The sequence below is a fragment of the Stieleria neptunia genome, assembly GCF_007754155.1.
GTDB lineage: Bacteria > Planctomycetota > Planctomycetia > Pirellulales > Pirellulaceae > Stieleria > Stieleria neptunia.
In genome coordinates this window covers 1,693,596-1,715,600 of the sequence record NZ_CP037423.1, presented here as the reverse complement: position 1 = coordinate 1,715,600, position 22,005 = coordinate 1,693,596, and the positions used below count along the sequence as shown (strand labels likewise).

At 58.0% G+C, this 22,005-nt stretch carries 19 protein-coding genes; 6 read left to right on the top strand and 13 right to left on the bottom strand.

The features are described 5' to 3' along the window. The first annotated feature begins 35 nt into the window (after positions 1-35). The 5 genes from Enr13x_RS05955 (at position 36) to Enr13x_RS05935 (ending at position 6,425) form a co-directional block, all read left to right on the top strand. Positions 36-467, top strand: coding sequence for a hypothetical protein (locus tag Enr13x_RS05955; protein ID WP_145385168.1), 432 nt, complete (start codon positions 36-38; stop codon positions 465-467). Positions 468-491: 24 nt separating this feature from the next. Beyond that, positions 492-1,337, top strand: a complete 846-nt coding sequence (locus Enr13x_RS05950; RefSeq protein ID WP_145385167.1) for a biotin--[acetyl-CoA-carboxylase] ligase — start codon at positions 492-494, stop codon at positions 1,335-1,337. A 62-nt stretch (positions 1,338-1,399) separates the two neighbouring features. After that, complete coding sequence (gene phaC, locus Enr13x_RS05945; protein WP_197455827.1) at positions 1,400-2,815, top strand: class III poly(R)-hydroxyalkanoic acid synthase subunit PhaC; 1,416 nt, start codon at positions 1,400-1,402, stop codon at positions 2,813-2,815. Between the two features lie 57 nt (positions 2,816-2,872). Further along, positions 2,873-4,405: an acyl-CoA carboxylase subunit beta gene (locus tag Enr13x_RS05940; RefSeq protein ID WP_145385165.1), complete on the top strand. Its 1,533-nt coding sequence runs from the start codon at positions 2,873-2,875 to the stop codon at positions 4,403-4,405. Between the two features lie 22 nt (positions 4,406-4,427). Beyond that, positions 4,428-6,425: an acetyl-CoA carboxylase biotin carboxylase subunit gene (locus Enr13x_RS05935; RefSeq protein ID WP_145385164.1), complete on the top strand. Its 1,998-nt coding sequence runs from the start codon at positions 4,428-4,430 to the stop codon at positions 6,423-6,425. A gap of 280 nt (positions 6,426-6,705) precedes the next feature. On the opposite strand, the gene Enr13x_RS05930 is transcribed toward Enr13x_RS05935, so the two are convergent. The 4 genes from Enr13x_RS05930 to Enr13x_RS05915 form a co-directional block, all read right to left on the bottom strand. After that, a complete protein-coding gene (locus tag Enr13x_RS05930; RefSeq protein ID WP_231744118.1) occupies positions 6,706-8,295 on the bottom strand; it encodes a sialate O-acetylesterase in 1,590 nt (529 codons plus the stop codon). A gap of 340 nt (positions 8,296-8,635) precedes the next feature. After that, complete coding sequence (locus tag Enr13x_RS05925; RefSeq protein ID WP_145385163.1) at positions 8,636-9,040, bottom strand: cupin domain-containing protein; 405 nt, start codon at positions 9,038-9,040, stop codon at positions 8,636-8,638. A 163-nt stretch (positions 9,041-9,203) separates the two neighbouring features. Next, entirely contained in the window at positions 9,204-11,240 is a 2,037-nt protein-coding gene (gene mdoH / locus Enr13x_RS05920; protein WP_197455826.1) for a glucans biosynthesis glucosyltransferase MdoH, read from the bottom strand. A gap of 68 nt (positions 11,241-11,308) precedes the next feature. Continuing rightward, positions 11,309-11,710: a hypothetical protein gene (locus Enr13x_RS05915; RefSeq protein WP_145385161.1), complete on the bottom strand. Its 402-nt coding sequence runs from the start codon at positions 11,708-11,710 to the stop codon at positions 11,309-11,311. A 601-nt stretch (positions 11,711-12,311) separates the two neighbouring features. On the opposite strand from Enr13x_RS05915, the gene Enr13x_RS05910 reads away from it, so the two are divergent. Beyond that, a complete protein-coding gene (locus Enr13x_RS05910; protein ID WP_231744117.1) occupies positions 12,312-13,886 on the top strand; it encodes a glucan biosynthesis protein in 1,575 nt (524 codons plus the stop codon). Positions 13,887-13,933: 47 nt separating this feature from the next. Here the strand turns inward: Enr13x_RS05910 and Enr13x_RS05905 are convergent, their stop codons facing one another. The 9 genes from Enr13x_RS05905 to Enr13x_RS05865 form a co-directional block, all read right to left on the bottom strand. Beyond that, entirely contained in the window at positions 13,934-14,782 is an 849-nt protein-coding gene (locus tag Enr13x_RS05905; RefSeq protein WP_145385159.1) for a hypothetical protein, read from the bottom strand. 370 nt (positions 14,783-15,152) lie between these two features. Beyond that, entirely contained in the window at positions 15,153-16,757 is a 1,605-nt protein-coding gene (locus tag Enr13x_RS05900; RefSeq protein ID WP_145385158.1) for a recombinase family protein, read from the bottom strand. Between the two features lie 110 nt (positions 16,758-16,867). Continuing rightward, positions 16,868-17,101, bottom strand: coding sequence for a hypothetical protein (locus tag Enr13x_RS05895; protein ID WP_145385157.1), 234 nt, complete (start codon positions 17,099-17,101; stop codon positions 16,868-16,870). Between the two features lie 126 nt (positions 17,102-17,227). Continuing rightward, a complete protein-coding gene (locus tag Enr13x_RS05890; protein WP_145385156.1) occupies positions 17,228-17,815 on the bottom strand; it encodes a hypothetical protein in 588 nt (195 codons plus the stop codon). A 17-nt stretch (positions 17,816-17,832) separates the two neighbouring features. Next, the gene (locus Enr13x_RS05885) at positions 17,833-18,255 is read right to left on the bottom strand and encodes a hypothetical protein (RefSeq protein WP_145385155.1); all 423 of its coding nucleotides are present in this window, start codon (positions 18,253-18,255) and stop codon (positions 17,833-17,835) included. A gap of 357 nt (positions 18,256-18,612) precedes the next feature. Beyond that, entirely contained in the window at positions 18,613-18,822 is a 210-nt protein-coding gene (locus Enr13x_RS39650; protein WP_197455825.1) for a helix-turn-helix domain-containing protein, read from the bottom strand. After that, positions 18,788-19,222, bottom strand: coding sequence for a hypothetical protein (locus Enr13x_RS05875; protein WP_145385153.1), 435 nt, complete (start codon positions 19,220-19,222; stop codon positions 18,788-18,790). The genes Enr13x_RS39650 and Enr13x_RS05875 overlap by 35 nt, the downstream gene beginning before the upstream one ends. After that, positions 19,222-21,675: a hypothetical protein gene (locus tag Enr13x_RS05870; protein WP_145385152.1), complete on the bottom strand. Its 2,454-nt coding sequence runs from the start codon at positions 21,673-21,675 to the stop codon at positions 19,222-19,224. The genes Enr13x_RS05875 and Enr13x_RS05870 overlap by 1 nt, the downstream gene beginning before the upstream one ends. Position 21,676: 1 nt before the next feature. Next, positions 21,677-21,931, bottom strand: coding sequence for a hypothetical protein (locus tag Enr13x_RS05865; RefSeq protein ID WP_145385151.1), 255 nt, complete (start codon positions 21,929-21,931; stop codon positions 21,677-21,679). Positions 21,932-22,005 lie beyond the last annotated feature (74 nt).

Below are 22,005 nucleotides of genomic sequence, written 5' to 3'. Positions count from 1 at the left end.
TTTGGAACCGACGCTTACAAAAAGGAGCGAATGCAATGACTACGAAAACAGAAACGAACGTGTACGATCAAGTCTTTGACAACATGAAGAAGGCAGCCGATGCCGGATTGAAGATGCAACAGGAAGCGATTGCCCAGTGGACTGCATTATGGCCGGGAGTTCCCTCGCCGCAATCCGTGTGGGTCGACAAAGTGCGTGAATTCCAAAAGCAGTGGGGCGCTGTCCTCTCCGAATTGGCGCATCGACATCGCACCACTCTGGATCAGCAGTACGAAGCCGCTTTGGAGTCCTTCGAAGAAGCCTTGCAGGTCGGCGAGTCCAGCGATCCCGAAGAGTTTCGCAAACGCACCGAGCAGTTCTTCCGAAAGACGCTCGACTGCATGCGCGAAGCCTCCGAAGCTCAAATGAAAGAGTACCAAGAGGCGATGGGTAAACTGAGCGAGTTGGTCACCCAAGCAGGATCGTAACGATCAAGACGCGAAGGAAGAGCGATGCATCGAGGTATCAAGTCGCAGGACGCAGCATTGCGGGAAGCCCCCTCGCGGGAATCTCCCCGACGGGACGTTCTGTTCTCGGACGCCGACTTGGATCGTCTGACCAAGTCGACGTTCGTTGAGCGGGTCGATTTTCATCCCGCGATTGATTCCACCAATCGTCGCGCCCAGGAACTTGCCCGCAACCGCCTCCCCGCAGGCCCCGTGTTGATTCTGACCGAGTCCCAGACCGCTGGTCGTGGCCGCGGCGCGAATCACTGGTGGGCCGACTCGGGGGCGCTCACGTTGACGCTGCTGCTCGACACCGGGCTGCCCCAACGGCGTTTGCCCCAAGCATCGCTGACCGTCGGCCTGGCCGTCTGCGAGGCGCTCGAGGAAATGGGTGCTCCGTCCCCGATGCAACTCAAATGGCCCAACGATGTCTACTGCCGGCGACGCAAACTGAGCGGCATTTTGATCGAATTGCCGACGGCCGATCCACGACGGTTGGCCATCGGCATCGGGATCAACGTCAACAACTCCCTGTCGCGGGCACCGCAGGAATTGCAGGCGACCGCAATTGCCCTGTGTGACGTCGCCGGACACCCGTTTCCGCTGACTGATGTACTGATTGCTGTGCTGAATCGATTGCAGCATCGGCTGGAATCGATCGGTTGCCGCGACGATGAACTACGAACCATGTGGCGAGAACGATGTTTACTGACCAACCGCACCGTCCAAGTCGACCTCGGAACACGCACCGTTTCGGGACGATGTCGGGGCATCAACGACGAGGGTGCTCTGGTCATCGAAACCCCAACCGGGTTAGAACCCTGTTACGCGGGAACGGTTACCCTGTTCTAAACGGCAACGCCGTGCATCCATTCCGTCAACGCCTGCGCAACCCAACGCAGTTCGAGCCGTGCATGAACGAACCGATCGACGAACCGAGTGCGACCGAACGAACCTGGCCACCCCTGGTGGCGTGTTGGACCCGGGCTGTGAAACAGGCGGCCGAGAACGCACATCAACTGCAACAGGCGTCCCATCCCCATGCCGACCCGAAGACCCACCGACGCCAGTGGTTTGGTCTGTGGGGCCAGGCAACCGAAGCCTATCTCCGCAGCTCCGATTTTTTGAAACTGCTGAAACGACACATCGATACCCTGATCGACGCAAAGCTGGCCGGCGACTTCGACCCGGCGGACACCCGAGTGAAAGCGGGCAGATTGAGCAGCGATGTCCGGGCACTGGCGATGAGTTTTGGGCAACTCTTTCCCGAAACCAAAAGCGTGCCGAACCGAATCCACGGTGGTGGCCCCGGCGGTGGCGGCGGCGGCGGCGTTTCACCACAGACTCCGGATCGACCGTCAAAATGGGCCACGCCGTTCGAAGTCGTTTACGAAGCAACACCGCTGAAGTTGCTGCACTTCCAACCTGCCAAGGTCCGCTTCGCCGAACCCGTCCTGATCTGTTTTGCGTTGGTCAATCGCCCCTACATCCTGGATCTGAAAGCCAACCGCAGCGTGGTCCGGCGGTTACTCGATCGCGGCTTCGACGTCTATGTCATCGACTGGGGCAACCCCGACGATTCGGACTCGGCGTTGCGGCTGGAAGACTACGTCTGTTCGATGTTGAACAACGCCGTCGACTTCATTTGTCAGCGTTCCCACAGCCCACGACTCAGCCTGCTCGGTTATTGTATGGGCGGCACGATGTCGACCCTCTATACCGCGTTGCATCCCGAACGGATTGGCAATCTGATTCTGATGGCGGCGCCGATCGAGTTTGACGGAGAGAGCGGATTATTGAATTTGTGGGCACGACCGGAAACGTTCGACGTCGATGGACTGATCGACGCGTTTGGGAATTGCCCCGGTGAATTTTTGCAACTCGTTTTCCAGTTGATGAAACCCGTGCAGAACTTTGCGGAAAAGCAACTGTCCTTCATGGAGAATTCGAACAATACGGAATTCTTGGACGATTTCGAAACCATCGAGCGTTGGTCCGGCGATACGATCCCCATCGCCGGGGAGACGTTTCGCGAATTTGTTTCGATGCTCTATCAAGAGAATCGGCTGGTGAACAACCAAATGGTTCTCGCCGGTCAAACGATCCGATTGGCAGCGATCACTTGTCCGATCCTGCTGCTGGTCGCCCAGCGGGATCACTTGGTACCGCCAGAATCGACACTGGCGATCAAAGAACGTGTCAGTTCGGGGGATGTCACGTCCTTATCGATCGAAGCCGGGCACATCGGTTTGGCGGTGGGCTCACAGGCCCAGCGGAATCTCTGGCCCTTGGCGGCGGAATGGATAGCAAGTCACTCCACACAGCGATAAAAACCTGGTCACGCGAACGCCTTCACCGGGGTTCGACGCAATTGAACGAGAAGCATCATGCAGGATATAGTCAAACGCCTTGAAGAAATGCGCAAGGCCGCCGAAATGGGCGGCGGACAGAAACGGATCGATGCGCAGCACAAAAAAGGCAAGCTTACGGCACGGGAACGGATCGAACTGCTGTTGGATCCCGGGATGTTCGAAGAATGGGACATGTTCGTCGAACATCGTTGCAAAGACTTCGGGATGGACCAGCAAGGCATTCCGGGCGACGGCGTGGTGACCGGCTACGGGACGATCAACGGTCGCGTCGTGTTCGTCTTCAGCCAAGACTTCACCGTCTTCGGAGGCTCGTTGTCCGAAGCCCACGCCGAAAAGATCTGCAAGGTCATGGACCATGCGATCAAGGTCGGCGCACCGGTCATCGGCATCAATGATTCCGGCGGCGCGCGGATCCAGGAAGGCGTCGCGTCACTCGGCGGCTACGCCGATGTCTTTCAACGCAACGTCCTGGCCTCCGGCGTCGTCCCGCAAATCTCGTTGGTGATGGGCCCCTGCGCCGGCGGCGCCGTCTACTCGCCGGCCATGACGGATTTCATCTTCATGGTCAAAGACAGTTCCTACATGTTTGTGACCGGGCCCGATGTGGTCAAAACCGTGACCCACGAAGAGGTCACGCACGAGCAACTCGGCGGAGCGGTGACGCACTCGACCGTGTCCGGTGTTGCCGACCGCGCCTTCGAAAACGACGTGGAAGCGCTGGCGATGGTGCGGCGTTTCATCAACTACCTGCCGGCCAACAACCGAGTCGACGCGCCGCATCGCCCCACCCCGGATCCGTCCGATCGCGTCGAACCCTCGCTCGATACGCTCGTTCCCGATTCGCCGACCATGCCGTACGACATGAAAGAGCTAATCCTCAAGATTGTCGACGACACCGATTTCTTTGAACTGCAGCCCGAGCATGCAAAGAACATCGTCGTCGGGCTGGCCCGGATGGATGGTTATCCGATCGGCATTGTCGCCAACCAGCCGTTGGTGTTGGCCGGTTGTTTGGACATCAAATCGTCGATCAAAGCGGCGCGTTTCGTTCGCTTTTGTGATGCGTTCAACATCCCCATTTTGACATTGGTCGACGTTCCCGGGTTCATGCCGGGAACCGCCCAGGAATACGGCGGGATCATCAAGCATGGTGCGAAATTGTTGTTCGCCTATGCCGAAGCCACCGTCCCCAAGGTGACGTTGATCACCCGCAAAGCCTACGGCGGTGCCTATGACGTGATGTCGTCCAAGCACCTTCGCGGTGACGTGAACCTGGCATGGCCGAGTGCGGAAATCGCCGTCATGGGCCCCAAGGGTGCGGTCGAGATCATCTTCCGCAAAGACTTGGGCGACCCCGAAAAAATCGCCGCGCTGACCGAAGAATACCGCGTCAAGTTCGCCAACCCGTTCATCGCCGGGCGGCGAGGCTTCATCGATGACGTCGTGATGCCGCGGATGTCACGCAAGCGGATTTGCCGATCGTTGGCCATGCTGCGCAGCAAGAAACTGGAGAACCCTTGGCGGAAGCACGGAAACATTCCGCTTTAAAAGATTGGTCAAGAAGAAAATCATGTTCACTAAAATACTGATCGCAAATCGCGGCGAGATCGCTTGCCGCGTCATCAAGACCGCCCGCAAGATGGGCATCCAAACGGTCGCCGTTTATTCGGAAGCGGATCGTGATGCGCTCCACGTCTCGATGGCCGACGAGGCGGTGCTGATCGGCCCACCGCCCTCGGCCGAAAGCTATCTCGTGATCGAAAAACTCGTCCAGGCCTGCCGCGACACCGGCGCCCAGGCCGTCCACCCGGGCTACGGTTTCGTCTCCGAGAACGCTGCCTTCGCCGAACAGTTGGCAGAAGCCGGCATCGCGTTCATCGGTCCCAACGTCCATGCGATCAAGAACATGGGCGACAAGATCACGTCCAAGAAACTGGCCCAAGAGGCCGGCGTCAACACCGTTCCCGGTCATGCCGACATCATCGAGTCCCCGGACGTTGCCGTCACCATTGCCCAGGAAATCGGGTACCCGGTGATGATCAAAGCCAGCGCCGGCGGAGGCGGCAAAGGGATGCGGATTGCACGCGACGACGACGAATGCCGTGACGGATTCCAACGCGCCAGCGGCGAAGCGAAAACGTCCTTCGGCGACGACCGGGTGTTCATCGAAAAGTTCATCGAACAACCGCGGCACATCGAAATCCAAGTCATCGCCGACAAACACGGCAACGTGATCCATCTCGGTGAACGCGAATGCTCACTCCAACGACGCCATCAAAAGGTGATCGAAGAAGCGCCCTCGCCGTTCCTGGACGCCCAAACCCGTTCGGCGATGGGTGACCAGGCGGTCGCGCTCGCCCGCGCGGTCCAATACGAGTCGGCGGGCACCGTCGAATTCATCGTCGACAATGACCGCAATTTCTATTTTCTGGAAATGAACACGCGGTTGCAGGTCGAGCATCCGGTCACCGAATACGTGACCGGGTTGGACTTGGTCGAATTGATGATCCGCAGCGCAGCCGGTGAGGTGTTGCCGTTGTCCCAGTCCGACGTCCAACTCAACGGATCGGCGATCGAATCGAGGGTCTATGCGGAAGATCCACTCCGCGGATTCCTGCCGTCGATCGGTCGACTCGTTCGCTATTGTCCGCCGCCAGAAAACGAGGTCGTTCGCGTCGACACCGGTGTCTATGAAGGCGCAGAGATTTCGATGCACTATGACCCGATGATCGCCAAATTGATCACCTATGGAGCGACGCGTGACGCCGCGATCGGACACATGCGCGAGGCGCTCAACGAGTTCTACATCCGCGGCGTGTCACACAACATCAGCTTTCTGGCCGCGCTGATCGAACACCCCCGTTTTCGCTCCGGTAACATCAGCACCAATCTGATCGCCGAGGAGTATCCCGACGGTTTCCATCCGTCGGACTTGGTGCACGAGAATCCCGCGTTGCTGATCGTCGTCGCCGCAGCGATCCATCGACGCTACATGGACCGGGCCGCCGGGATCAGCGGTCAATTGCCGGGCTACGAACGCAACATCGACGATCACTGGGTCATCATGCTCGACGGCCAGCAGTCTCCGGTGGCGATGCGCCCGCTACCCGGCGGCCATGAGATCACCTACGGAACGGACACCTATCGTGTGACCAGCGACTGGCAATTCGGCCAACCGCTGTTCCGCGGCACGGTCAACGGCGAAACGATTTGCATCCAGGTCGAACGTCGCAACATGCACTACAGCCTGTTCCACTGGGGATCCCAAATCGACATCATGGTCTTGACCCCGCGGGCGGCAGACCTACTGGCCTGCATGCCGATCAAAGAACCGCCGGACACGAGCCGCTTCCTGCTCTCGCCGATGCCCGGCCTGCTGACGCAATTGAGAGTCGAAGAGGGAACCGAAGTGCACGCGGGGCAGGACTTGGCGGTGATCGAAGCGATGAAGATGGAAAACGTCCTGCGAGCCGAACGCGAGGGACGGGTTTCAAAGATCACGGCAAACATCGGCGAAACGCTGGCGGTCGATCAACCGATCCTCGAATTCGAACCGCTGGCGGATTGACGGGGGTAGGGGCAAAACGATGGGGGCAAAACGATAAAGGCAGAATGATAGGTGGCAGAATGATAAGAAGCACTCACTTCCGCATCGTCTCCCACCCCCTAGACCACCATCATTCTGCCCCGGATCATTCTGCCTCTCCTTCCCCTCCTCTGCCTCTCCTTCCCCTCCATCGTTTTGCCCCCATTGTTTTGCCCCCATTGTTTTGCCCCCATTGTTTTGCCCCCATTGTTTTGCCCCCATTGTTTTGCCCCCATTGTTTTGCCCCCATTGTTTACCGACCTCACTTCTTCGGCATCGGATTCTCATCGGGATCGTAGGGCATCAGGTTCCAATCAGAACAAAACGGTGACGCCGGCAACCCTTCCCGCGAATACAGATTCCACGCCCGGCCCGCTTCGGCTTCCGGATGACAGGCATAGCGTACGGCGATCGGCTGCGTCACTTCGGGGCTGGACACAACCACCGTGCCCCCTTCGATCCGAGCTTCCGCGGCGTACCACCGTCCCTCTGGACCGATCAATTCGAACCCGTTGAGCCGATCCTCGTGACTCGGCTGGATCGATTGCACGCCCGCGACACGTCCGACCATCAGGCCCGATTCGGCATGTTCGAATGAAACCGTGGCCGTACCGTCCCGGATCTTTGCCTCGCGAAACATCGGCCCACTGGCTTCGATTTCTCGTCCGTAAACATTGGCCAACGGCCATCTCGCCAGTCGCTCTCCGACGTCGATCTTGTTCGGCGGGTGGATGTCATTGCCGTTGTCCAAGTCGATGGTCACAACCATGCCGGTGTGAGGCAGGCGTTGTGCACGCCGCTGCTGCTCCCGCAGATACGTCCAGGCGTAACTGGACCATTGCGGCAACTGGACAAAGTAAACCGGCAAACGGTCGCGATCCCAGGCGTGACGCCAGCCTTCGACCAACGCTCGCATTTTGTGTTCATAGTCACGCGGGTCCTCGCCCTTTCCACTATTGGATTCACCCTGGTACCAAATGGCCCCACGAATCGCGTAGGGCACAAGCGGCGCGATGCGTCCGTTGTAAATCGTCCCCGCCAGCCAACTGGAACTGCGAACGTACGTTCCTCCGGGCATGGTTTGGATGCCTTCAAAATCGCCCGTCTTTGCCCGGGCGGCCAGTTCAACCAGGGTGGGATGGCCGACGAAGGCGTCCACCGGAATGAACGGCTCGATCGGCTTGCCGCCCCAGGAACAGTCGATCACACCGATGGGAACTTGCAATGCTTGATGCAATCGGCGGGCGAAGACAAAGGCCACGGCGGAGTGCTGGAGCACGTTTTGCGGCGTGCAGACATCCCACTGTGCGATCGCGGGAAGGTCGTCAAGCGGCTGGGGGGAATCCGGTTCGTTGATTCTGCAGAACCGAATCGCGGGAAAGTCCGCGGCTGACACCAAGTCTTGTCCCTTGGCGAGTCGACTTGCCATGGCTCGTGTCGTGTAGGCCATATTCGACTGACCGGCAGCCAACCAAACCTCGCCGACCCAAACGTTCTTGCGAACGACTCGATCTGCTTCAGACTGCACGACCAACTCACGCGGAGACGCCGATGCCTTCATCGCCGCCAGCGTCACCCGCCACCGACCCTGTTCATCGGCGATCGTGGTGTGGGACTGGCCATCGAACGCCACCTGGACACTCGCCCCCGGATCCGCGGTCCCCCAGACCGGGACCGGCAACTCGCGTTGCAGCACCATCCGATCGGCAAACACATTTGCCAACTGGACCTGGGCAACGGCGACGCCGGAAGCGACCAACTGGAACACCAGAACCAAAGCCAAACGGGACCGGCTGATCAGCAACCGGTCGTCGTGTCCCGAACGCATGCACAATAAAACCAGAAAATTCACCAGCCACCCCATCATTCTGCCACCCCATCATTCTGCCACCCCATCGTTCTGCCACCCCATCGTTCTGCCACCCCATCATTCTGCCTCCATCATTCTGCCCCCATCATTCTGCCCCCATCATTCTGCCCCCATCATTCTGCCCCCATCATTCTGCCCCCATCATTCTGCCCCCATCATTCTGCCCCCATCATTCTGCCCCCATCATTCTGCCCCCATCATTCTGCCCCATCATTCTGCCCCCATCATTCTGCCCCCATCATTCTGCCCCCATCATTCTGCCCCCATCGTTTTGCCCCCATCGTTTTGCCCCCATCGTTTTGCCCCCATCGTTTTGCCCCCATCACCTTGCCAGTTCCGGGTCATCGAGGTTTGTTTGGATCCATCGATCCGATAGGTGGATGTCGGTTGTTTCAAGCCGGCCGGGGCCGATGCTGTGATACTTGTGGGGGATGTTGGCGGGTCCGAGGAGCACATCGCCGGTCTCTGCCTCGATTTTCTTGTCACCGATGGTGAACAGGGCCCTTCCCTTGCGAACGATGAACAATTCATCGTACGGATGAACGTGCCAGAGTGGCCCCTTGCCGATTTCATCGGTTGCGTAAAACAGCACCGTGACGCCTGTCCCGATGTCCTTGCCTTCCAACACGCCCCTCCACAAATCAGCATGCGATCCCCAGTCCGAGCGATGCACGACCTGCGGTTGACGGCCTTGGGAGTCGAGTTCGGTAAAGTCGTAATGTTCCATGGGTTGCGATGCTTAGAACGAAATGCGTGCGAGATTGATCAACAAGAATATACCAGCACGACGCGCCGGCGGCATGTTCGTGGATCAGATGGTTCGGTCGGTCACGTTCGTCGAAGTGGACGATGAACGTGTCGCTCCGAGAGAGGAATAGCGTGGGCGGTGATCATTCGTGGTCAGCGGCCTGGAGTTGCCATTGTTGCACGACGTCCAAATGCAATTCACGAAACGCCTCACAATCCAACAGCAATGCACGCTGCAACGACGGGGGAATCGACCGCACGCCGCCCACATCGATCACATGGCGAAGCTCACGCGCATCGTCGGCGTGCATGGTCACACTGGCGTCGCTTGCGAGTTGGATCCGTTGATGCAGTGCATGCAGCGAGGGTTCGCTAATAAACCTCTCAAACAACTCGCCGGTCGAGGCGCGTTCGGCCTCCAATCGCTCCAGGGCGTGGCGGTGATTCCGAATGACGTCGCAGGGCTCCGTCTCTTGAGGAATCAGCAACAGCCCGGCACGTTTGAGTGCCTTGCCCGCTGAGACACTTGCCGCGAGTTTCGCCAACGGAATCGACACAACCAGCCCGATCAACACCGGTGAAAACCAAACCAGCAAGGGCGGCATCCACCATGCGATCAAAGCGGTCAATGCCAAGCCCATTGCGGTGAAGGTCCAGAACTGTCGCGTGACCTCTTCCCACCGCAAACAATGTTCGTTGCGATTCTGCGTCGACCAACTCACACTCGTTCCCATCAAGGCTGCGAACACGAACCAACTATGATAGAGAGCCATAATCGGGGACAACAAAACGGAAAACATCGACTCCAATACCGTACTTGAGATCAGACGCATTGCCCCTCCGACCGCTTTGACCCGAGCGTGGTCCGACAAGACATGGATCACGGCCCACAGTTTGGGCAGGAACAACACGATCATGGAAATCGAAAACAGCGTGATCGCCCCGATCGACACGGCATCGTCGGCAATGGCGCCCGCCTGGTGGATCCAGTGGTCATAAAGCATCCCAGAGACACACAGCATCATGAATGCAATCCAAATCGGCGATGCGGCGTAGGACAACACACCACTGGCAAAGTGAAATCGGCTGAGCGTCCGATAGTTTTCGGCCGTCAACAATTTAGCGTGCTGCAAATTTCCCTGGCACCATCGTTGATCGCGTTGGGCATAATCTGCCAGCGTGGTCGGACATTCCTCAAAGCTTCCTTGCAAGTCTGTCGCGATCTGCACCTTCCATCCCGATCGCACCATCAACGCCGCTTCGACGAAATCGTGACTGAGGATCGCTCCACCCAATGGCTCTTTTCCTGGCAACACCGGCAAATCACAGTGCTCCAAAAAAGCTCGCACACGGATGATCGCGTTGTGTCCCCAATAGTTTCCGTCATCACCTGCCCACCTGGCGAATCCGGCGACAAAAATCGGACCGTACGCGTGCGCCGCAAACTGTTGCAGACGCGCGAACAAGGAATTTCGCCCGACCGGCGCCGGGGGAACTTGAAGAATTCCCAACTGGGTGTCCGCTCGCATGCGCGCGACCATCTCCAGCATTGTTGCAGCCGACATCAAACTGTCCGCATCCAAAACGATCATGTACGGATAACTCGCTCCCCAGCGGATACAAAAGTCAGCGATATTACCTGCCTTGCGCGACTTGTTGTGCGGCCGGTGCCGATAAAACACCCGGCAATCGGGAACGCGTTGGACAAACTGAGACCACACCAACTCCTCTTGCAACCAGACTTCTGATTGCGTGGTGTCGCTGAGCAGATAAAAGTCGAATTGATCCGTCGCATCGTACGTGCGCAGATCACCAATCATCGCTTCGATCCCTGCGATCACGCGTTCCGGCGCTTCGTTGTACACCGGCATCAACACCGCAGTACGCAGCGATTGGGCGTCCTCTTTTTTATCCGGATCGAGGCTCGACGCGTTTGGCAGCGTTAACTTCGTCGACGCGCGACGCCGACCGTGCAGCGAGAGAAACCCGAGCGTTGCGAGCACGAACGAAAATGCAATCCAACCAAACAACAACGCGAAGATTGCTGCGCTGAATGCTTCGAACAGATTGATCCCGCTGCTGCGTCCCACGATCACGAGGTCGCTAGCCGTCGCAACCGCAGTCAACCCGAGCGACAACATGATGACCGTGACGCGAACGGATGAGTTGGAAGTTTTCACTGAGTTATCCATACTTCACCTAGACCGAGAGACTTAGCCGAACGCTGAAAACCGTCAAGGCAGCAACGCTATCGCGTACCGGCACTCGTAGACGCGGTGAAGCGGTACGACAGAATCAAACCTGTCCACCAACTCAGTCGCAGCGGTGCGGCGCGGCGAACGGGTTGCGCCGGTTGCATCACACTGCATTGTGGCGACGGCACGACCTGCCGGTTTCCCGTGCTGGCAACCTGGTCGGCGGCCAATCGAAGTGCGGTACGAATCAGATCACCTTGCTCACCGCAAACTCGCTCTGTTCGCTCGGCGATCAGAACGGCGATCGAGTGGTTCGACCGGCGATCAGCAGATCCGCTGGCATCAAGGTATCGTTCAATCAACGTGACAAGCGAAACCGGTTGTTGAATCTCTGCCGGGTGGCTTAAGAAGACAACAGGTTGAGGATTCAGATTCGTATCAAAAGCAACGAACATGGGTTCAGTTCCAAAGACAAAGTCAAGACAAGGTGTCCGCCGATCGACGGGGACACGGGTGGAAAAGTTCGACACACTTGTTGCCCCCAACTTCAAACGGCGTGCCGATCGCGAGCATTGATATTGTTTCCGCGGCACATCGCCTAACGACACAGGCCGAGACGAAAGAAAGTTCACTTGCTAGGGGAAACTAAGTCCCCGTCTAACCGCCTGCAGCGGAAGAGTGACCCTGCTCCAATTTCTTTCCGCGCGGAAGCTTCATTTCAATTTCACTGAGATGGAATCGTTTGCCGTCGGGCAGGCTGCGTCGGGTGGACGACAAACGAGCAACGCCTGCTCGAATCTCAACCAACACCGATGGCCATCGGTCGTTTCAACATCGGCATGGGGATTGCAAAGCCGTGGCTGGCTCACATTCTTTGTGAACCGATTCAAATGTCGTTCGCCGTTCTGGCGGCGGTCGATTGACTGAATCGGGTTTGCTATCGCAATGCATTGGCCGCTCACGTTCTGCCGCTTTCGTTCTATGGAGTCCGCTATGGTTCATCTGCGTTTCGTCATGGTCCCACTCATCCTCTTGGTCACGATCGGTTGCCCCCCCATGTCACAAGCGTCCGACCGATCGATTGGCCAATGGACAGATGTCGTCGACTATGGCAGTTTGTGCACCCTCGCTCGGCAGGTTGCTGACGGTCCGGCGACACCGCGATCGGTCCTGCCGGAGGTTTTGGCGAGCATGCAGTACGATGACTATCGGCGGATCTCATTCCGGCCCAAGCATGCCGTCTGGTGGAACGAACGGCCGACCTCACTGGAAACCTTTCACCGCGGATTTGTCCAACGCGACAAGGTTCGCATCTTCACAATCAGCAATGGCGAAACACAGGAGGTGATGTTTTCGAAGTCAGATTTCCAGTATCAACCACCCTTGATTCCGGATGCCATTCCCTGCGATGCGGGACATGCAGGATTGAAATTGGTCAGCACCATCGATGGGATGAGCGGCGGTCAGGAATTATTGACGTTTCTCGGGGCCAGCTATTTTCGCGGCCGCAGCGGTGCAACCCACTATGGGGCCTCCGCAAGAGCGTTGGCAATCGACATCGCGATGAACCGTGAGGAAGAGTTCCCCTTCTTTCGCGGCTTTTGGGTGATCCGACCACAGCACGACCAACATCGTGTGACCGTGCTTGCACTGTTGGACAGCCCCAGTGTGGCGGGTGCGTACAAGTTTGAACTGACACCGGGCATGCACGAATCCCAATTGCAGGTCGAATCAACGCTTCACTTTCGCAGCACCCCGGACAAGGTCGCGCTGGCTCCGTTGACCAGCATGTGGATCTGGGGTGACGGGCTGGACGGACCGCCCAAGGATGCTCGCCCGGCCGTCCACGACAGCGACGGATTGCTCGTGCAACATCGAAACGCAACCACAAACCGGCGGCACTCCAATCAGTTAGATCCAGACGCGTCGTCGTCAGACGATGCGAGCGAGTGGACCTGGCGCGCCTTTGCGCGACAAAGTTATCCCTCGGTCAGCCGCATCGCCGTTGATCAATTGATCGGATTCGGATTGATGCAGCGAAATCGATCCTTCTACCACTATGATGATCACAATGCACGTTATGACCTTCGTCCCAGCGTGTGGGTAACGACGGACGAAGCATGGACCGATGGCGTGATTGAATTGTTGGAGTTGCCGGGAGCGCATGAAGGCGTCGACAATATTGCCGCCTACTGGGTCCCCGATTCGAAGCCGACGGTGGACGAGCCGGTCCAATTGAACTACACGGTGAGTTTCTTTGCCGGGGACTACGGCCGTCAAGTCAACGTTGCCCGTGCGACTCATTTTGACGTCAAGCGTGATTCCGATGAGCAGTCGATTGACATGACGATTCGATTCTCAGGAACACCGCTCGACAAAGCCCATGTGCTTGCCCACATGGGTGTGGATGTTCAACTGATGCGCGCATCGCTGTTACGCAAGTCGGTAGAACGAACTGAATCGGGCGACCTGCTGGTCGGTTTGACTTTCCAGCTGGAGGGCGAATCACCGCCTGAACTGGCCGTCCAACTCGTCGACGAGGGGAAACCGGTGAGCGAACGATTCACGTATCTGTGTCCGCCCAAGCAGCCCGAGTTTGTGTACCCGGCTGTTTATACACGCACGGAATGACATGCGATCGACCTGTCAGAAATCAAATCAGATTTGCAAATCGTTCGTTAGCGTGATCGATCGATCCCAGGGATGTCGACCGGCGCATTGCTTGCGTTGTAGCCACCGCTCCAAGTCCCGAAGTTCGGTGGCACCCGGTAAACCTCGGTTTGGTCAAGAGTGACGACCAAGGTGCTGGGAGCGGACAGGCGACCGATACCGTACGTCCATGTTTGACCGTCGGTTTCGAGAAACACGATCACACCGGGCATTCGTCCTGCGACAAACAAGTAGACCGCACCGTTGCTGTCCGGTCCGTCTGGTTGGTAGACGTCGATCGGTCGGGGCAGCAGTCGCAATTTCAACCGTTTGGTATCGGACGTCTCTGCGCTGACGACCTGCGACGCGACGAAGCCTTGGATCAGCCGATTCATTTGAATCTTTCGACCCGCCGCGGTCGCCACGGGGGACGGTGCATCGGCCATTTGTTTGAACTGGACCGCGGACATGGACGGTTGCCACTGGCAATGGCTTGACGTCGCCGTAAACGGAAAGTCTGCCAACGACAGAAAATCGTAAACGATGCGTGGCCCGGCACCCAAGTACTTCGGATGAAGTTCCGTCGTGACGATCGCTAACGGTCGCCCGGTTTCCCCCCAGCGCCAAACCGCACCATCCAAATAGCCGCGAGGAATATCGTCGTACCGGAACAACGGTTCTGGACGAACTTGTTTGGCATGCGAAGCGTTACTCGAACGAAACTGAATCGCCATCGCATGATCGCGCATCACTTGCATTCGCTGCGTGACCAGCGTTACGTCTGTGGAATCCGACCCGACGTCATTTTCTTGGGCGCGCAAAGAACCGGCGCTGCAAAGCAAGACGGTCAACAGACCGACAAAAGACCCGTGATACATCAATGACACACCCACCTGTGAGACGTAAACCCGACCGATCAAGCCTATCCGCCAACGCGGCAATCCTGCAACCAATCTTAACGTCCGGGCATTTTGCATGGCCTTTCGTCCAGCGAAACCGCTGCTCAGAGATGGCAGAAAAATGGTGGGCAGAAAAATGAGGCGTCGGGTCAGAATTCGAGAGACAGGAAAATAGGTGACAAGAAAATGGGTTGCTGAAACGAGAGGGCCGGCTGGCGGAATGGGCCTGCCAATGGAAAACGATGCGGGGCACACGCACGCCATTTTCCTGTCACCCATTTTCTTGTCTTGCTGCCAACACCTGCCATCCTCAGCACCCCCGGCAGGATTCGAACCTGCGACACCAGCTTTAGGAAGCGGGTATCAAGTTAAATCCAGGTTTCACGGTGATTTCACCATCAATCAATTCGAACCTTGGCGACTTGCCCTTTCCTCGGTCGGTCACATCCAGCTTGATCGACTCGCAGATCGTCGCCAGCAAGTTTCGAACTAACCTCGGTTCGGTATCGGCTATTTCGGCGATAGCGGCTTTCAGTTCTCCCACGACGTCGCCGAGCATGTCTAGCTGTTCATCGAATCGGCTTAACTGATCGACTTCGGGCACGCTTGCCGCGTCGATTCGCGATTGTAGTTTTTCAATCTGGGCTTTCTTCTTTCGCAGATCGTCGGTGAAGTCTGCCAGCAGATCGTCAGGAAGTTTCGCCAGCTTGCCGCGTAGATTGTCGTAGTCGGCTTGTGCGGTCGCGAGAGACGCTCTCAGGGCCTTCACGTTGACGCTAGGGCGATCGTCTCGCAATGAATCGGCGTAGGCCTCCCGCAGTGCATCGGCCTTGTCCTGATCAATCAGTTGATCGAATGACGCGACCACTGACGCCACGACGTCGCGCTGATTTACGTAGTTAGCTTGGCAGGTGCCTTGCCGGTATCCATTGCATGACAGGGTAAGCCGGTCGGGGTTGCCGTTCTTGCCCTTGTATCGGTGCCCGGTGAATTTCTGCCCGCACTTTGAGCATCGGCACAATCCGGTCAACAGGTGCTCGCCGCCGTTGCGGAACGGGGTTGTCTTGGTCGATCGCTCGGCACGCATCATTTGAACGCGAGTGAATAGCTCCCGGTCGACGATGGCTTCGTGATTGTTCGGGATGAACACGACGTCAGCTTCGGCGTTCTTGCCGGTTTCAAAGTCTTTTGTGACCCGACCGTCACGCAGTGCAAAGAACCGCCCGCTGCTATTGGCGTTCCAACGGTAGTCGCCGGCGTAAAGCGGGTTGGTCAGAACCTTTTGAACGAATCGCTGCGTTTTGGTGACGCCCCGTTCATCGGCAAGCTTGTGAACGATACTCCGGTCGCTGAATCCCTCGGCGTACCACTTGAACATAAGGCGGATTGTCTCGGCGTCGTCAGGATCTCCGACAATGATTTTGCCACCCTTCACGGTCGCCAAACCGAATGGAGGGCGACCAGCAACCCAAAGCCCCTTGGCGGCTCGCTTGTCGTTCTGGCCGCGGACCACTTCACGGGCCATCTTCATCACGTAGTCGTTGTTACTGTGCGCGTCGATCGTCGACATAAGGAACCCCGGTAGGTCGTCCATGTCCACGACACCGCGATCGGTGAAAACCAACTTCACGCCAGCGTCAGCCAAGGGGTTCATCTCGGCGACGAATTGACGTGGTTTCGATCGACTCGCGCGGCTTTGCGACCAGCAGACGACGTATTCAAACTGCCCCGCTTCGGCATCCGTGACCAGCTTTTGAAAACCGTTCCGCTTGTGCTCGGACGATACGCCGCTGATCGCTTCGTCTGCGTACTCGCCAACAATCTGATAGCCGGTGTCGCTGGCGTATAAGAGACACGCTTCACGCTGTTGAGAAATTGAGTCCTTTTGTGGACTCGATGACATACGCAGATAGATAGCGGCCCGCTTCTGTCCGCCCTGTTTTTTGATCTTCACTGTGACAACCCCTTCATGTTGTCCCTTCAAAAAAAAGCGGGGCAAGCCGGTGAAGGTTTCCGGCGGTTCGGCCGCTAAGCCTAGCCCGCTTGGATTATTACGTTTTTTCGTCAGTTGTCCAATCCGCCAGCCATCGCCGCCATCGGTCCCGACCAGATCCGCGCCGGGATCTCGCACCAATTCCGCCACGTTTGGCCGTCTGCTAGCTCGCTGTGCCGATGGCGTTCGTCGTCGGTGATCTCGGGAGCCATCGCCAGCAACGCGACCATAGCGGCAATGGCGGGGTTCTCTCGTTGGGTGCTGGCCTGGACCCGGTAGCCGTTTCGCGTTTCGGTGATCTTCATGGGTTCGCCTTGGTGATCGGTTTCAGTGTTCGGAGAAAAGACCGGCGGAGCGTTCGCAGTGCGGCAACAGTGCGACCAGATCCCGCCGGTCCCGTGCCCCCGTCTCAGGTCAGGGGCTTGTTGTCATCACGCCAGCACGGCGTCAGGATCGGACGCCAACCAGATCAACAGACCTTTGCAGCATTCCAGCAGATTCGATGTCGTGGCGTTCTTCTTGATCGCGAATTGCAGCCGCTTAAGCGCCGGCTTGGTGATCGCTTGGCGGAGGAACAACTTGTGCGGGACGTCGCAGGGGTCGGGATTGGTCGCAGGCTTGCCCGACACTCGCGCCCATGACAGACGCAGCAAGCTTGCCAGCAACGCTTTGGCCAACGGCTGGGCGTCCAATGGCTGATCGATCGCCAGGCGTTCCAGGGTGCCGAGCACGACGTCGTAGCGTTCCAGACGCTCGACCGTGTAGACCAGTTTGACCTTGGGTTTCTTCGCCTCGGCGACTTTAACGGCCAACGGGCGGGTTGGCTTCTTTGCTTCGGCTGCGATCGCTTGCCGCTCCTTGTGCATGTCGATGCGGCGTTGGCGGATTTGGGACAGATTTTTGAGTTCAACAGTGGCTTGCATAGTTTCGGCCTTATGAATCAGTTTGTTTTTGGTTTGGGACGTGATGCCGGTGAAGTTTTGAAAGTTGTCACCGGCGGCAACTTTTGGAATGTGCACGATTGCGCACAAGCAACTCAACCGGCAATCCGCAGTTGCCGTCGTGATCGTCGCCGTACATGACGCACCGCACGCTCACGGAAACGCCGTAGGATCGCATCGGCCGATGGGATGGCCGGCGGCTTTGGCGTGTCGGCGTAATGCGTAGTTCGTGGGTCCGGGATACGCTGTAGCGCCGCTTCGCGGATTACGCGGCAACGCTCCCGGATCTCTTGGGGCGTCGGATCGCGAAAGGGAACGCCGATCACAACTTCGACCGGTGGCAGATACCGGGCAGGGCATTCCCGCCGGATGGTGGCCACGTCTGATTCACGGATTACCGGATACAAATAACCGGGGACGCGATACCGCTGGATGATGCCGGCTTTGACAAGCTTGCGGACGCGATCGGTATGAACGCCTGCACGCCGGGCACCCTCGGTAAGGGATAAATAGGCCATCGATTCGATGACTCCTTGCGGACCTCTCGGACCGCGCACGATTAAGCCGCAAGACCTGGTAGTAACCGGGGAACTACTCCCGGTCGGGTCCGTCGCTCGCCAGCCTATGCTGGTTCAAAGCTCGGGATGACTCCCCCAAATCTTGCGGCTTAATCATTTCTCAATGGTTTCAGAATGGTAGTTCTTTGCTTCGTCGCCACTGACATTCACAAGTCAGGGCCAAGTCGACCGGGTTACTAGGCCCGATCAACAGCACCAACAATCTACGCCAGATCCGCGGCGGGTGTCAACACAAATCGCATTTTGCCGCCATCGCGTCACCGCCGGCCGCGTCACCGGATCCGGCGGCGGAGTACTTCACTCCCGCAGCTCGGCCAGGAACGCATTCAACGTTCGACGCCTCACACGTCGCCGAGTGGACCCCGGCATCGGGAACGACTTCAAACCTCCCGTCTCAATCCATCGGTCAACGTCATCGCGTTTGACGTTTGCGATTCTGGCAACTTCGGCCAGCGTCAAAAGGTGGTTTGAATCATCGACCACGCGATCGCGTTTCTTTTTCTTCATCGGCGGAATAGAGCCAGGGCGGGAGGGTGCACGCATCCTCGGCGATCTGGCCGGCCAGGTCGAACGATTCGCAATCCGGGTCGCCAGCTTCGATCATTTCATTGTACTTCAACCACCGTTCTTGACTTCGGCGGGTACAGATACGCTCGCCCGCACGGATGCGAATTGTCAACGCTTCGATCTCCGCCGGCGTCGGTAGATGCGTGATCCGCTCATTGCCGGCGGCACCGATCCGATACAGCCGGCGGGGCAATCCAACCAGTTGACACGCTTCGTCAACGTCCATGCCGGCGGAGACAAACGCCGACACTTCGGCCTGCATTTCGCCGAGAGTGGAGTGCGGTAGCCGATGCTTGACGCGGATTCGATCAAGCTCCGTCCGAGTTCTAAATTGATCCATCAGATAAACGCAGGGCGTCGTCGTCGAATGTCCCTCAGTTCCTTTCGCATTTCCTGTTGCAGTTCGATTGTCTTCCGCCTGTAGGCTTTTTCTTCCGATGACGTGTTGTCGAAGCTTGGGGCGAACTTGCCGATGTTTGCAGCTACGTGAGCACTTTGTGCCGCCATCTGCTGGAAACTTGGCTTGCCGGGGGCATCGCCTAAAAAGTCGTCACGCAATTGCCGGTTGAACGCCTGGGCCTCTGCTTTCGTCAGGTGGCCAGATTGTACCAACTTAACCGCTTCGGCCATTTTCTCGGCGACTCGTTGGGCGTCGGTTTTGATCGCGTCCCTGATCCCCTCAGCGGCTTTCACGCCGGGATCGTCAGCGGCGCTTGGTTGGCTTGCCTTAAACTCTTTCACGGACGCGGCAATCGCGCGGCGAAGAAACTCCGGTTGGCCTGCGAACAACTTGTGAGCGTTGGCGATGGATTGCCGCATCCGCTCGATCGGCGTCATAAGTTGCTGTTTCAATTGCTCCGCCGGATCGGTCGCCTTAAAGGTTTCGATAGCGGCCTGGACCGCGCGACGCATCATCTGTGCATCGTCGGCAAACAACTTTCGGGCGTCGGCAATTGACTTGCGGAGCGTTTCCGCCGGCGTTCGCAGTTGATCGGCAAGACTGTTGCGTGCCTGGGTCGCCGGGTCGGATTGTTGGAACCGATCAAACTCTTGGCGAGAAAACGCATTGAATTGATCTTTGCTGATCTCGCCCCGGTTAAGCAATTCACTTGCCGCCTTGATCCGCTCCCGGAAGGTTTCCAGCGGGGAACGCATCGCGTTGATCTCATCGACCAGACCACGCTGGGCCGCGGTCAGTGCGGCAAGCTCAGGGGCCGGATTCTTGACGACGCGGGCACCGTTTGGATTGAAGGTTTTGAACAGGTCATGCGGTGGCGTTTGGCCGGCATCGATGAACGACTGACGCACCAACTTAACCCGCTCAATGTCCAGTTGCTTCCCGCGTTTGTTCGCCAGTTGTTCGGCGCGACGGTAGTACAGTTCTAACCCCTTCATCGCCGCGGCGGTCGCAGCGGCGATTAGGCCGATCGGCGAAACGAGCAGACGCCCCAACGCCATCAGTCCAGTCTTGGCGATGCCGATGATGGCAGATCCCGCAAGCCGGCCGACTGTGACGATGTTACGCAGACCGCGAATGATGCCGCCCATTGCGGCCTTGAAGATGTTCGACCGAAACGCCAGGACGATAGCCTCGGCGACGTGAGCGATACGCGCCCCCACGGCTCGCAACGCAGCACCAAACGACATAGCCCCCGATTCGCCCGCCGCCATCGCCGCGGCACCCTTACCGGCTTCTGCCGTTGCCGCTGCGATCGCTGGTCCGGCGGTCTTGGCCGCTACTGCCATCTTCCCCATCGTTGCGGTTAAACCCTGGGCTCGCACCGTCCAGACCAGCAGCAACGCCCCAGACGTCGCCAGGGACGTCCCCATCGTTGCCAACGCCACGCCCAACCCGGTCGCCGCTGCACCGACAGCACCAACGGCCAACGCCGTACCCGCGGCAAACTTCGTCAGCAGGGGGAACTTTTCAAGTACCGTGTTGATCGACTGGATAACCGCCGCCATCCCTTGGACGAACGACGTGCCGATTTCCAAGAGCGGTTGGCCGATTGCGTTTTTCAGATCACCGAATGCGGCTTTCAACGCTCGCACGCTGTTAGCGAAACTGCCAGCGGTCTTGATCGCATCACCCTGTGCGTCCTGGGTGCCCGCTAGCGTCAGTTCCAAGATGGCCAACGCCTTTTGATACGCTGTGAGGTTTGACGGGTCGAAACCCATCGATAACGCCTGGGCCTTGATTTGAGCCTCTTGTGCGACCACTCCAAACCGGCGCAAGTTTTCAGTGTTCCCGATGATGCCGCCCAACAGGCTACGCAGTGCGTCGGCGTCATCGATGTTCTTAAAGCTTCCCAAGTCGATCGCCAGCTTCGCGACGGTTTTAGATAGCTCGGTGGCCTCCTTGCGGTCGAATCCCAGCGGCACAAACGTATCTTGGGCGTCTGCCAAAAACTGCAACAGTTGCCCCCGTGATCGGCCAACGGTCTTGGCGTAGTTCTCGCCCCATCGCCGGACGGATTCAGATTGATCCTTGAACACCGCGTCAAACATCGAAAGCGTTTCGGCAAAGTCGCCGGCGGCAATGGTCGCACGAGCAAAACCGAAAGTCACGCCAGCACCCAACGCACTCGCGCCAGCCCCGATCTTGGCGATTTGCTTCCCGGTGTCCGTGATGGTCCGGCCAAGGGCCTTGATCTCCCGGTCGATCTCCCCGACCACGCCACGCACCGCTTTGACCGCGTTGGACAGCGACGATTGTAGATCACGGGTCAGGTCGTCTTTCAGCGATAACGCAAAACTCGCTCCGCCCGCGTCGATGTTTTGGCTGCTGGTCATGTTACTTTTCCCCTCGGGTTGGTTGTTTGTGTTCTCGCCGTTCACACTCGGCGTTGATCGCCTTCCCGATCGCGGTAATCGCCTCGGTTAATTGTGTGCCTCGCAATGAGATTTCTTCCAATGCGTCAATCATCTGCGTCGACTCGTAAAACATGACAGCAAGCTCGCCGGTTTCGACTTGCTTGATTCCGCCATCGACCAACTTGTCACGCATCGCGTCAAGTTGCTGGTTCATTTCTTCGAAGGGGTCGGCCATCTTTCTGGTTTCCGTTGTTTGAATCCCGGTGAACGACAACGCCCGCTCGACACTGCCGGATCACCGGGCAACCG

Coding starts and splice junctions, on each gene's coding strand:
- Enr13x_RS05955 (WP_145385168.1), top strand. CDS start 36: ATGACTACGAAAACAGAAACGAACGTGTACGATCAAGTCTTTGACAAC.
- Enr13x_RS05950 (WP_145385167.1), top strand. CDS start 492: ATGCATCGAGGTATCAAGTCGCAGGACGCAGCATTGCGGGAAGCCCCC.
- phaC (WP_197455827.1), top strand. CDS start 1,400: ATGAACGAACCGATCGACGAACCGAGTGCGACCGAACGAACCTGGCCA.
- Enr13x_RS05940 (WP_145385165.1), top strand. CDS start 2,873: ATGCAGGATATAGTCAAACGCCTTGAAGAAATGCGCAAGGCCGCCGAA.
- Enr13x_RS05935 (WP_145385164.1), top strand. CDS start 4,428: ATGTTCACTAAAATACTGATCGCAAATCGCGGCGAGATCGCTTGCCGC.
- Enr13x_RS05925 (WP_145385163.1), bottom strand. CDS start 9,040: ATGGAACATTACGACTTTACCGAACTCGACTCCCAAGGCCGTCAACCG.
- Enr13x_RS05915 (WP_145385161.1), bottom strand. CDS start 11,710: ATGTTCGTTGCTTTTGATACGAATCTGAATCCTCAACCTGTTGTCTTC.
- Enr13x_RS05910 (WP_231744117.1), top strand. CDS start 12,312: ATGTCACAAGCGTCCGACCGATCGATTGGCCAATGGACAGATGTCGTC.
- Enr13x_RS05905 (WP_145385159.1), bottom strand. CDS start 14,782: ATGTATCACGGGTCTTTTGTCGGTCTGTTGACCGTCTTGCTTTGCAGC.
- Enr13x_RS05895 (WP_145385157.1), bottom strand. CDS start 17,101: ATGAAGATCACCGAAACGCGAAACGGCTACCGGGTCCAGGCCAGCACC.
- Enr13x_RS05885 (WP_145385155.1), bottom strand. CDS start 18,255: ATGGCCTATTTATCCCTTACCGAGGGTGCCCGGCGTGCAGGCGTTCAT.
- Enr13x_RS39650 (WP_197455825.1), bottom strand. CDS start 18,822: ATGAAGAAAAAGAAACGCGATCGCGTGGTCGATGATTCAAACCACCTT.
- Enr13x_RS05875 (WP_145385153.1), bottom strand. CDS start 19,222: ATGGATCAATTTAGAACTCGGACGGAGCTTGATCGAATCCGCGTCAAG.
- Enr13x_RS05870 (WP_145385152.1), bottom strand. CDS start 21,675: ATGACCAGCAGCCAAAACATCGACGCGGGCGGAGCGAGTTTTGCGTTA.
- Enr13x_RS05865 (WP_145385151.1), bottom strand. CDS start 21,931: ATGGCCGACCCCTTCGAAGAAATGAACCAGCAACTTGACGCGATGCGT.